The 12112-nt window shown below is 63.5% G+C and carries 8 protein-coding genes; all 8 read right to left on the reverse strand.

Translation table 11 applies throughout. The features are described from left to right. Positions 1 to 59 precede the first annotated feature (59 nt). On the reverse strand, positions 60 to 542 hold the full coding sequence (locus tag CY652_RS03645) for a YybH family protein (RefSeq protein WP_102129313.1): 483 nt from the start codon (positions 540 to 542) through the stop codon (positions 60 to 62). 26 nt (positions 543 to 568) lie between these two features. Next, a complete protein-coding gene (locus CY652_RS03650; RefSeq protein ID WP_102129314.1) occupies positions 569 to 1849 on the reverse strand; it encodes an MFS transporter in 1281 nt (426 codons plus the stop codon). Between the two features lie 27 nt (positions 1850 to 1876). Next, entirely contained in the window at positions 1877 to 2665 is a 789-nt protein-coding gene (locus tag CY652_RS03655; protein WP_102129315.1) for a peptidylprolyl isomerase, read from the reverse strand. A gap of 19 nt (positions 2666 to 2684) precedes the next feature. Next, the gene (gene narI / locus CY652_RS03660) at positions 2685 to 3368 is read right to left on the reverse strand and encodes a respiratory nitrate reductase subunit gamma (RefSeq protein WP_102129316.1); all 684 of its coding nucleotides are present in this window, start codon (positions 3366 to 3368) and stop codon (positions 2685 to 2687) included. A gap of 56 nt (positions 3369 to 3424) precedes the next feature. After that, the gene (gene narJ / locus CY652_RS03665) at positions 3425 to 4129 is read right to left on the reverse strand and encodes a nitrate reductase molybdenum cofactor assembly chaperone (protein WP_102129317.1); all 705 of its coding nucleotides are present in this window, start codon (positions 4127 to 4129) and stop codon (positions 3425 to 3427) included. Between the two features lies 1 nt (position 4130). Then, positions 4131 to 5654, reverse strand: a complete 1524-nt coding sequence (narH, locus tag CY652_RS03670) for a nitrate reductase subunit beta (RefSeq protein ID WP_102129318.1) — start codon at positions 5652 to 5654, stop codon at positions 4131 to 4133. Then, a complete protein-coding gene (locus CY652_RS03675; protein ID WP_102129319.1) occupies positions 5651 to 9433 on the reverse strand; it encodes a nitrate reductase subunit alpha in 3783 nt (1260 codons plus the stop codon). Before CY652_RS03675 ends, narH begins: the two co-directional genes overlap by 4 nt. Before the next feature lie 764 nt (positions 9434 to 10197). After that, positions 10198 to 12112, reverse strand: a 1915-nt coding sequence (locus CY652_RS03680; protein WP_219723700.1) for a M3 family metallopeptidase, incomplete at its 5' end; no start/stop codon positions are given.

Below are 12112 nucleotides of genomic sequence, written 5' to 3' on the forward strand. Positions count from 1 at the left end.
CCGGGCGGTCCGGCCGTCTGTCCGACCATCGGTCCGAACAGAAGCGGAATGTTCGCACCCTATTCTCTCGCGGCTACGCTCGGCTCCAGCGCCCGGAAATGCCAGCCATCGCTGTCCCTCACGTACACGGCGATGATGTGTCCGCTCTCCTGCCTGAACGTCCCGTCGCCTTTCGGAACTTCGACGGAGAAATTCGCGATGCTGAATCCGCCGTTGCCCTGCACGCCGGCCTCGATCACCTGAATGTGATGCGCCTTCGCGCCCGAGCTGAAGCGCTTTTCATAGTATTGCCTCAGTGCCGTGCGTCCCTTGATGACGTTCCCGGCCGGCGACACCAGCACGCCGTCCTCGGCATAGAGCCGCGCCATCGCATCGGCATTTTTGGTCGCATAGTTGCTGTCGTAAAGCTGCCCGAGCTTCGCCGCCGCCGACTGCGCCTCCTGTAACGAAGGCTCGGGCGCACTCGCGCCGGACGTCGCCGCGAACACGGGTGCGCTACCGACGAGAAGCACGGCGAATAGAAAGGAAACATGTCTTTTCACTTTGGAACTCCCTCGATCAAAACGCTTCAGCGTGACCTGTCGCCGAGAATCGGCGCGCGCTTCACTTCGGAAACATAGATCAGGATAAGCGAAACCCACACAACACCATAGAGCAACATGAAACAGCTCGAACGGATCTTGAGGGTGTCGAGAAGCACGCCGAACAGGATCGGCAGCAAAAATCCGCCCATCCCGCCTGCGAGACCGACAACGCCGGTCACGACACCCATGTTCTCCGGAAAATCGTCGGCGACGTACTTGAAAGTCGAGGCCATGCCGAACGCGAACACCGCGCCGAGCACGAACGTGAGGATGACGAAACCCGCGAGCGGCATGTCGATATGCAGCGTGGTCGTACCGTCCAACGTGTGGATCACGAAATCGGTGGCCGGATACGAAAGAATGAACAGGCCAATCCACGCGACCCACAAGCCCCACCACGTGACGGCCTGCGCGCCGAACCTGTCTGCGAGTATGCCCCCCACGGCGCGCAACACCGAACCCGGCAGCGAGAAACCCGCGGCGAATGCCGAGGCCGTCACGAGCGACATGCCGTATTCGGCCTTCAGATACTGCGGCATCCATAGCGAAAGCGCCGTGAAGCCGCCGAACGTGATCGAGTAATACTGGCACAGCCGCCAGACGCGTGCGTCGCCCAGTACCCTGAACGCGTCGAGCCACGATCCGCCCCTCTTGCCCGCACCCGGATCGCGCGCGGAAGCGAACCAGAAGATCACCGCGGTGACGAGCAACGCCGCCGCGTAGAGGCGCGGCACGAAACGCCAGCCATAAAGCGACTGCAACACCGGCGTGACGAACAGGTTGACGGCGGCGCCCGCCGTGCCCGCGCCGAAAAAGCCCATGGCGAACCCGCGTCGGGCGGGCGGAAAGAAGCGGGCGACATAGGGCGTGCCCACCGCGAAGGAGGCGCCCACGCAGCCGAGAAAGAGGCCGATCGCGAGGAACTGCCATAACCGGTCCGCGTAGCTGACGACATAGACGGGCGCGGCGCAGGCCACGAGCAGGACCGTCATGACGTTGCGTCCGCCGTAGCGGTCGGTCCACGCGCCCAGCGGCAGACGCATCACGGCGCCCGTCAACACGGGCGTCGACGTGAGCAGGCCGAACTCCGTGCTGTTGAGCTTGAGTTCGTCGCGCAGCGGCACGCCCAGCACGCCGAACATCATCCACACGACGAAGCAGACCAGAAACGCGAGCGTGCTCGCGAGCAGCACGGACCACGCTCTCGCGTCCGAAACGACGGACGCGGAAGCAACCGTCCGAAGCGCTTTGTCAGGCCGACTCATGCGGTCTCCCCCTTGCCGGCACGGCGGCTATTGAAGCAATGGGCTCGTGGCGGCGTCGATTGCGGCATTCTCCAGCGAAGCCTCCGATGCGAGGATCGCAACGTATTGCCGGATGGCCTCATGACGCACGCGCTCCGCAAGAAAGCGGGCAATGTCGCGTTCGGCAACCTCAAACGCAACCGGGTATCCCGCCTCGCGGCGCTCGATGCGCACGAGATGAAAGCCGAAGCGGGTGCTGACCAGTCGAGGCAGCACGCCCAGCTCGTCGCTACCGAACAGCGCGCGCTCGAACTCGGGCACGGTATCGCCGCGCATCAACTGACCGAGGCTGCCGCCCACGCGCGCCGACGGGCAATTCGACAGTTCGCCCGCGCGCGCCTCGAAAGTGTGCGGTTCGCCCAGCAGCGCGCCGAGCGTCGCCTCGGCCTTGCCGCGCAGTTGCGCGAGCGGCATCCGCTCCGTTACGGCAAAGAGAATATGGCTTGCGTAGACGATTTCGCCGCGCACGAAGCGCTCGGGACGCCGCTCGTAAAAGCGCCGGCAATCGCCGGTCGTGGGCTCGGGCACGCGCAATTCGCGTTCGAGCAGCGCCTCGAGCGCATCGTCCTCGAGCGGCGCATCGGCATCGATCAGCGCCAGTTCGGCGGCACGCTGGCGAAACAGCTCGCGCACGACCAGCGCGCGACGCGCGGCAAGCAGCGGATCGGCCTCGTCCGCATGATGGCGGCTCTCCGAGGCAATGGCTTCACGATCGATTTCCACATGGTTCACGCGGGCAGGCAAGTCGCCCGCCATGGCTGGCTGCTCGACGTTCATCGCGCGGCTCCCGGAACGATCAGCGCTTGCGCACGAGTTGATACGGGCGCAGAAGATAGGCAACAGAGGCGATGCCGCTCCAGATGTGCACCATGCGCGTGAACGGCGAGACGAGGAAAATCGTGAAACCCAGCGCGATATGCGTCTGATAGACGACCGGCACGCCGTCGAGCAGGCTCGCGAGGTTGCCCTGGAAGGTCACCACGCCCTTCACGTAGTCGGTGAGCTGCTCGAACATCGCGCCGTCCGTGTGGTGCGCCGAGAGCACCACGGTGCCGAGCCCTAGCGCCAGTTGCACCCAGAGCATCAGCACGATGACAATGTCCGAGCCCTTGCTGTTGCGGCGAATGCGCGTGTCGCCCAGGCGCCGCACGATCAGCATCGAAAGGCCGACGATCGCGAACAAGCCCGCGAGGCCGCCCGCGACCATCGCGATCAACTGGTGCGCGGAGGCGGAGATGAACGGGGCGACCAGCCAATGCGGCGCAAGAAATCCCCCGAAATGCCCGGCCACCACAACCAGAATGCCCCAATGAAAGAGGTTGCTGCCGATGCGCAGCGTACCGCGCCGCAGCAGTTGCGACGAGTCGCTCTTCCACGTGTACTGCTCGCGATCGAAACGGGCAAGCGATCCGAGCAGCAGCACCGAGAGACAAATGTACGGATAGATACCGAACAGGAATTGATGGAAATAGTGACCCATGACTGCTCCTTGCTGATTTGCACTGTATTTCGCGCCGCGCGTGAGTTTTATCGCGACTACGCCGACGCCCGGCCCGGCGGCGCGGCATGAAACTGCACCGGCGCCACGGCAGGCTGCGATGCCCCCACGAAGCGCACGGGCTCTTCGCTGTAGTCGGCGTCGAGCGCGTTCAGCCCCTCGCTGTCGTGCGGTGCGTTCGCATCGTCGTCGTGCGCGTCCTCCGGCAGGGCGGGATCGGTATTGCCCGCGAGCGCGAGTACGGCACCGGTCACGTAGGCGTAGTGACTCTTGCGGCGGCTCAGCGCCGTCGTGATCGACTGCAGGATCGCTTCGGTTTCGCCGAGCAGCGAGCGTGCTTCGTTCGCCTCGAGTATCGACAGATATTCGAGAAACACCGGCAGATAATCGGGCAACTGCCCCGGGCCGAGCAGCATCCCATGCTGCTCATACATCTGCTTCAGGTCGATCATCGCCTGACCTCGGTCGCGCGATTCGCCGTGCACGTGCTCGAACAGATGCAGCGACGTCGCGCGGCCGCGATCGAAAAGCGCCACGTAGTTCTCCTGCAACGCAAGCAGATCGCGCGAACCGAGATAATCGAGAAAGCGCAGCAGACGCTCGCGCGTCCCGCGCGGTATCGCGCTGTCGCCTTGCAGATGGGTACGCGCCTCGTCGAGCGAGGCGGTCATTGCCTCGTCCGGATATTCGAGGCACGCGGCAAGCAGCCGGAACGTCCGGCTATCGGGAAAGGACACGAGCATCTCAGACCTCCTGAATCGGAATCCGGCGACGGCCGCTCTTCGGCGCGAACAGACTCGCCTCGCTGCGGCCGTCGGAACAGCCGTTACCGAACGAGAAACCGCACGACGAACGCAAATCGAACGCGTTCTCGGCATACTCGCGATGCGTCGTCGGAACCACGAAGCGATCTTCGTAGTTCGCGATCGCGAGATAGCGGTACATCTCCTCGACCTGATGCAGCGAAAGCCCCACCTGATCGAGCACCGATATGGCGTCCACGCGATCCACGTGGCGCGCGCGCATGAATGCGCGCATCGCGAGCAGCCGTTCGAGCGCCGCCTGCACGGGCCGCTCGTCGCCGGCCGTGAGCAGATTCGCCAGATAGCGCAGCGGAATGCGCAGCGACTGCACGTCGGGCAGCCAGCCGTTCATGCCGAGCTCGCCGCTGTTCGCGGCGGCGTTGATGGGCGAAAGCGGCGGCACGTACCAGACCATCGGCAGCGTGCGGTACTCGGGATGCAGCGGAAACGCGATGCGCCAGTCGAGCGCCATCTTGTAGACCGGCGAGCGTTGCGCGCCGTCGATCCACGAAGCGGGCACGCCGTCGCGCCGGGCCTGCGCGATCACCTCGGGGTCGAACGGATCGAGAAACACGTCGAGCTGCGCCTGATACAGGTCCTGCTCGTCGGCCACGCCGGCGGCTTCCCGGATGCGATCGGCGTCGTAGAGCAGCACGCCCAGATAGCGGATGCGGCCCACGCAGGTTTCCGAGCACACGGTGGGTTGTCCGGACTCGATGCGCGGATAGCAGAAGATGCATTTCTCCGCCTTGCCGCTATGCCAGTTGTAGTAGATCTTCTTGTACGGGCAGCCCGACACGCACATGCGCCAGCCGCGGCACTTGTCCTGATCGATGAGCACGATGCCGTCTTCCTCGCGCTTGTAGATCGACCCGGACGGACAGGCGGCCACGCAGGCGGGATTCAGACAGTGCTCGCACAGGCGCGGCAAATACATCATGAACGTATTTTCGAACTGACCGTAAATCTCCTTCTGCACGCTCTCGAAGTTGTAATCCTTCGCGCGCTTCTCGAACTCGCCGCCGAGAATCTCCTCCCAGTTCGGCCCCCACTCGATCTTTTCCATGCGCTCGCCGCTCACGAGCGAACGCGGCCGCGCGACCGGCGCGGCGCGCGTGTTGCCCGCATCCTGCAGATGCGCGTAGTCGAAGGTGAAAGGCTCGTAGTAATCGTCGATCTCGGGCAGACGCGGATTCGCGAAGATCTGCGCGAGCAGTCGCCACTTGTTGCCCAGACGCGGCTCGATCTTGCCGTCGGGTTTGCGCACCCAGCCGCCGCGCCAGCGCGCCTGGTTCTCCCACTCCTTCGGGTAGCCGATGCCGGGCTTCGTCTCGACGTTGTTGAACCACGCGTATTCCATGCCTTCTCGGCTCGTCCAGACGTTCTTGCAAGTGACCGAGCACGTATGGCAGCCGATGCACTTGTCGAGATTCAACACCATGCCAATCTGCGCGCGTACCTTCATGACGTTTCTCCTTCGCGGATAGCGGACGGCAGCGCCTCCGCCGGCGTCTCTTCCGCATCGAGCCAGTCGACCTTCTTCATCTTGCGCACGATGAGAAACTCGTCGCGATTCGATCCGACCGTGCCGTAATAGTTGAAGCCGTAGGCCAGTTGCACATACCCGCCGATCATGTGCGTGGGTTTGAGCGAAACGCGCGTGACCGAATTGTGAATGCCGCCGCGCGTGCCGGTGATCTCGGAGCCGGGCGTGTTCACGATCTTTTCCTGCGCGTGGTACATCATCACCATGCCGCGCGGAATGCGCTGGCTCACCACGGCGCGCGCGCACAGCGCGCCGTTCAGGTTGTAGCACTCGATCCAGTCGTTGTCGGCCACGCCGATCGCCTGCGCATCCAGCTCCGAAATCCAGACGATCGGCCCGCCGCGCGAAAGCGTGAGCATGAGCAGATTGTCGGTATAGGTGCTGTGAATCCCCCACTTCTGATGCGGGGTGATGAAATTCAGCACGATCTCCGGGTTGCCGTTCGAGCGCGAACCCATCATGCGCGCGTAGCTTCCCGTATCGATGGGCGGCTTGTAGACGCACAGCGCCTCGCCGAATGCACGCATCCATTCGTGATCCTGGTAGAGCTGCTGCCGGCCGCTCAGCGTGCGCCACGGGATCAGCTCGTGCACGTTCGTATAGCCCGCGTTGTACGAGACGTGCTCGGACTCGATGCCGCTCCACGTGGGAGACGAAATGATCTTGCGCGGCTGGGCCTGGATGTCGCGAAAGCGGATCTTCTCGTCGGCGCGCGCCTCGGCCAGATGCGCGTGCTCGAGGCCCGTGATCCTGCCGAGCGCTTCCCACGCCTTCACGGCGACTTCGCCGTTGGTCTCGGGCGCGAGCGAGAGGATCGTTTCGGCGGCATCGATCGCGGTCTCGATGCGAGGGCGCCCAGCCGCGTCGCCGAGCGCCGGCTCGTTCGCGTGGCGGTAATTGAGGTCGCCGAGTTCGTCCACTTCGTCCCGCGTGTTCCAGCCGATGCCCTTGCCGCCGTTGCCGAGCTTGTCCAGCAGCGGACCGAGCGAAGTGAAGCGGCGATACGTCTCGGGATAATTGCGTTCGACCACGGTCACCGCCGGCATGGTCCTGCCCGGCACCGGCTCGCATTCACCGCGCTTCCAGTCGGCCACGCCGAAGGGCTGCGCGAGTTCGCCCGGCGCGTCGTGCGCGATGGGCGAGAGCACGACGTCGCGTTCCTTGCCCAGATGCCCGACGCTCAGCTCGGAGAAACGCCTGGCGATGCCCTTGAATATCTCCCAGTCGCTGCGGGCCTGCCACGCGGGATCGACGGCCGCCGACAGCGGATGGATGAACGGATGCATGTCGGACGTGTTCATGTCGTCCTTTTCGTACCACGTGGCCGTGGGCAGCACGATGTCCGAGTACATGCAGGTGGTCGACATGCGGAAATCCAGCGTGACGAGCAGATCGAGCTTGCCGCGCGGCGCCTCGTCGTGCCAGACGATTTCCTCGGGACGCGGCGTGCCCTGCCCCGCCGTCTCCTCGCCCTGCACCCCGTTGGTCGTGCCGAGCAGATGCTTGAGGAAATATTCGTGGCCCTTGCCCGACGAGCCGAGCAGGTTCGAACGCCACACGAACATGTTGCGCGGGAACGCGGCCGGGCCGTCGGGGTCCTCGCAGGCGAGCCTGAGGCTGCCGTCCTTGAGCCCGCGGGCAACGGCTTCTCCCGCCTTGCCCGGATCGCCGATCGCGCGGCCCAGATCGAGCGGATTCGTCGTGAGCTCCGGCGCCGACGGCAGCCAGCCCATGCGTTCCGCGCGCACGTTGTAGTCGATCGGCGCGCCGTGGTACGCCGACTTGTCCGCGAGCGGCGAGAGCAGGTCCGTGGGATTCATCGGGTCGTAGCGCCACTGGTCCGTGTGCGCGTAAAAGAACGAGGTCGCATTCATCTGGCGCGGCGGACGGCTCCAGTCGAGCGCGAACGCGAGCGCGGTCCAGCCCGTCTGCGGCCGCAATTTTTCCTGCCCCACGTAATGCGACCAGCCGCCTCCCGACTGCCCCACGCAGCCGCACATCACCAGCATGTTGATGATGGCGCGGTACGCCATGTCCATGTGGAACCAGTGGTTGATGCCCGCGCCGATGATCACCATCGACTTGCCCTGGGTCTTGTCCGCGTTTTCGGCGAACTGCCGGGCGATGTTGATCACGTCCTCGCGCTTGACGCCCGTAATCGCTTCCTGCCACGCCGGCGTGTACGGCACGTCGTCGTCATAGCTTTGCGCGACGTCCTTGCCGCCGAGCCCCTGATCGAGCCCGTAGTTCGCGACGAACAGGTCGTAGACGGTCGCCACGAGCCGCTCGCCTTCGCGCGTGGCCACGCGACGCACGCCGATGCGCCGGCTCAGCACCGACGGGTGGCCGGTATGCGTGAAGTGAGGATGCTCGACGTTGCCGAAGTACGGAAACGCCACGTCGACCACCGTATCGTGCGCCGTGACGAGCGACAGTTCCGGCGTGAGCGGCTCGCCCCGCGCGTTTTCCTCCCGCAGATTCCATTTGCCGAGGTCGCCGCCCTCCTGCTGGCCCCAGCGGAAACCGGCCGAGCCGACCGGCACCGCGAACGTACCCGTCGCGGCGTCGATCACCACGGTCTTCCAGTCGGCGTTGCTGGTCTGACCGAGCGCGTCGGCAAAGTCGGAAGTGCGCAGGGAGCGTTCGGGCACGTACTGGCCGTCCCGCTCGACCAGCATGACGAGACAGGACATGTCGGTGAAGCGCCGGCAATAATCGGCGAAATAGGCGCTCTTGCCCGCGAGGTGATATTCCTTGAGGATCACGTGCCCCATCGCGAGCGCGAGCGCCGCGTCGGTGCCCTGCCTCGGATGCAGCCAGATGTCGCCGAACTTCGCGCCTTCGGCGTAGTCGGGAAAGATCGAGACGACTTTCGCGCCGCGGTAGCGGGCCTCCGCCAGGAAGTGAGCGTCGGGCGTGCGCGTCTGCGGCACATTCGATCCCCACATCATGATGAACGTGGAGTTGTACCAGTCCGCCGATTCGGGCACGTCGGTCTGCTCGCCCCACGTTTGCGGCGAGGCCGGCGGCAGATCGCAATACCAGTCGTAGAACGAAAGGCACACGCCGCCGATGAGCGAAAGGTAGCGCGAGCCGGCGGCATACGACACCATCGACATGGCCGGAATGGGCGAGAAACCGGACACGCGATCCGGGCCGTGACGCTTGACCGTATGCACGTTCGCCGCCGCGACGATTTCGGTCACTTCGTTCCAGTCGGCGCGCACGAAGCCGCCCAGCCCGCGACGGGTCTGATAGCTCTTGAGCGCCGCTTCGTCGTCGACAATCGCTGCCCACGCGTCCACCGGCGCGAGCGTACAGCGCTTCTCGCGCCAGAGCTTGACCAGCGCGCTGCGTATCAGCGGATATTTGAGGCGGTTCGCGCTATAGAGATACCACGAGTACGATGCGCCGCGCGCGCAGCCGCGCGGCTCGTGATTGGGCATGTCGGCGCGGGTGCGGGGGTAGTCGGTCTGCTGCGTTTCCCACGCGACGATGCCGCCCTTCACGTAGATTTTCCACGAGCACGAACCCGTGCAATTGACGCCGTGTGTCGAGCGCACGATCTTGTCGTGCGCCCAGCGCGTGCGATACGCGTTCTCCCATTTCCGGTCTTCGTCCGTGACGGCGCCGTGGCCGCCTGCGAACTGTGGTCGATCGGCGGTGAAATAACGCAGGCGATCAAGAAAATGACTCATGACGTCTCCAGCTTCGCATTGAGGGGTCTTTTTTTAACGGGCGTATCGCAAGCAAGGAGCATGGGAACGCCGGAGGTTCGACAACGCGCACGGGGCCCGTTTTTGATTGTGCATGCACAACGACTGGGCTGCTTTCCATACAGCGATGGCGCATCTGAATTCGATGTATACGGCTGGTGCGGGGACTGGAGGTAATCAAACATCAGGTGTCCTCCTCGATTCGAGGATGGTAATACCTATGCATTTTGAATACGGGATTTGTGCGGCGTGCCGGCATGACGCCCGTCATTGTTCCTTACAGCGTCTTTGCGAATTCAGACGCTTCCTTGACGGGCTTTCTGCTTCGATCGTTTTGTGAAGTTCGATCTGTGCTCGTGTCGACTGCCGTGTCGTAAGCCCCCGCCCGGTCCGGAACCGATGCCCGAGAATGTAGGGACCTAATAGCTCGCGAATGACCTGTATGGCAGGTAGGCGGCCGTTTTCCGCGGCCTTCAGAGTAGAACCGCCGTAAAACAAAGAGAAGAGGAAATGCTGAAAGGCAAGCGGTCGAAGTCGGTGGTCCGGTCCGCTAGACTTTCCTTCCCTATCGCTGCAATGTCGATCGCGATGCTTAGTCGCGTTGACAGGTAATCGTCGCGTATTTCTGGCGGCATGCCAGATGATTGATAAAGTCGGTATGGGCCCGTTTCATGCGTCAGGTTGAACTCACGACCGAACCTGAAAAACAAAGCGACCGAATCTACGCAGCCAACCGTTTCATCCCGCTAACGGGCTGCAGACAGACGATCGATCCAACGCTCAAACGCCGCATACATGGCCGATAGCGATTCGTCATTGCCGGCGATCCGCTCGTTGCCGTGAACGATAGAAATCGACGCATGCAGATCGCCCGACTCCGGCGATACCGATACTTGTCCGCTTCGATCGAGCGCATCCAGCGCCTGCTTCCACACATCGCCGGATGAGCGATTGCATTCGGCCGCAAGACAAGACGGATTGAGCGGCTCGCCCGTCAACGAAACCAGCGTTTGATCCAGCGTCGCGCTATTGCCAGGCGCCCAGCAGTGCCCGGCAAGCAGGCGCCCGACTTGCGGGTTGTCGACGATATAGCCAAGCGAACCCATCAGGTACGCCCGCATTTGCGCCGCCGCCATCTTCGCCAACAGGTAGCCGTGGTAATAGACGGCCATGTCGTGATAGATCGGATGCGGCATCGCGAGCACATAACCGGTGTGCCCGGGAATGCCGAGAATGCGCTCCGTCACCGACCTTGCGAGATCGAGCACCGAATCAGCCGTCCGTTCGGCGTCGTCCATGCCGTACAACGCATATTCGAAATACGTGGGTATCAGGTCGCTGCGCTCCGCATGCGCGAGCCATGCCTGCCGGCTCTCCACGCGTGCCCGAATCAACTCGTCGGGCATGGAGTGACCGTCTTCATCCGTTGCGTAGCGCTTCAACCAGCATGGATCGGACGGAAGGGCGTCGAAAAATTTGGCCTGGGCCTCGAGTAATGCCGGCGGACTGGGCGGGAATTCCTGCGAAAAGCACGGCGAATTCATCGTCACGTTCGAAAAGTGCGCGGCATGTCCCGCCTCGTGAAACAGCACGGTCAGTCCTCGCAGGCCCGCGCCCGGCTGAAACGGCCGGGCCGTCGACGTGAAGCGAACGTCTGCCGGTATCGGGCCACGGGTATCGTCACGATAACCGGGCGTCGGCGCAATGCAGAAACCCGTCGGGAATTTTCCCTGACGGTCCAGCAAGTCGATCTCGAGGCGCGCCCCGCCAAACGACACGCCCATCCGCCGGAACGATTCGGCCCAGCGCTCCAACGCCTTGCTGAAGGGGAAGTAGACGTCCCCCTGCCGCGCTGCGTCGCCCCGCATGCCGTACGCCAGATTGTGCGGCAGCAATGCGCTTTCGCCATGTCGACGCACGAGCCGGTTCAACGAATTCTTGTGTACTTCCCGGGTATTCCGCTCGAATTCGTCGAATACGGAAAACAACTGCCCGGGCGTGATGCCGCTATTCGTTTTAAGCCGGTATTCGAAGAAATTTCTGTATCCGAGTTCGCGTGCCAGCGCGTTTCGTTTCCCGACGATGTCGATAAAACCATGATCTACAACCCAACGTTCCAGTCCGCGAAGCGCGTCGTGCGAGCTCCTGCGGGCAGACTCGTCCGGGTTGGATGCCAGGTTGTTCCGCAGCGCCGACGGAGAAGCCTCGTCAAGCCGACCGTGGGCATCGATATGAACCATCCTGTACGACCGCCGTCTGGCGAAAAGGTCCGCATCCATCTCCGTCAGTTCGGACAGCATGCTCACAGCGCGATCGGTCCCGACCGCATTGGCCTCGAGAACCTTGACCCATCCCTCGAACCCGCTGACGAGCGAATCGCGGCCAGAAGATGGGTTGAGCGCGCGAAGTCTGGAAAGATGCTCGCGAACCTGTGCCAGAGACGAGGCATCTCCGGCAAACATCTTGCGGTTCAGCGAAGCAGAGGCCAGGGCGTCGTGTCCGCCGCTCTGCCCCGTATAGACCGACCAGTAAAGAGCGCCCTCGGTTCTGAGGAGCTTCAGGTATCGATCGTTGAGTTCGTCGAAGAAGGCTCGGGCACGCTTCATGAAAGAGACGGTGGGATGTCGGGGATGTCGGGGGATGTCGGGGGATGTCGGGGGA

Origin of the sequence: Burkholderia sp. WAC0059 (genome assembly GCF_002870125.1) — a bacterium.
In the GTDB taxonomy this organism is placed as follows: Bacteria; Pseudomonadota; Gammaproteobacteria; order Burkholderiales; family Burkholderiaceae; genus Paraburkholderia.

Bases quoted from the DNA above. Each gene is read 5' to 3' on its own strand.
- CY652_RS03675 (WP_102129319.1), bottom strand. From the start codon at position 9,433: ATGAGTCATTTTCTTGATCGCCTGCGTTATTTCACCGCCGATCGACCA.
- CY652_RS03655 (WP_102129315.1), bottom strand. From the start codon at position 2,665: ATGAACGTCGAGCAGCCAGCCATGGCGGGCGACTTGCCTGCCCGCGTG.
- narH (WP_102129318.1), bottom strand. From the start codon at position 5,654: ATGAAGGTACGCGCGCAGATTGGCATGGTGTTGAATCTCGACAAGTGC.
- narI (WP_102129316.1), bottom strand. From the start codon at position 3,368: ATGGGTCACTATTTCCATCAATTCCTGTTCGGTATCTATCCGTACATT.
- CY652_RS03650 (WP_102129314.1), bottom strand. From the start codon at position 1,849: ATGAGTCGGCCTGACAAAGCGCTTCGGACGGTTGCTTCCGCGTCCGTC.
- narJ (WP_102129317.1), bottom strand. From the start codon at position 4,129: ATGCTCGTGTCCTTTCCCGATAGCCGGACGTTCCGGCTGCTTGCCGCG.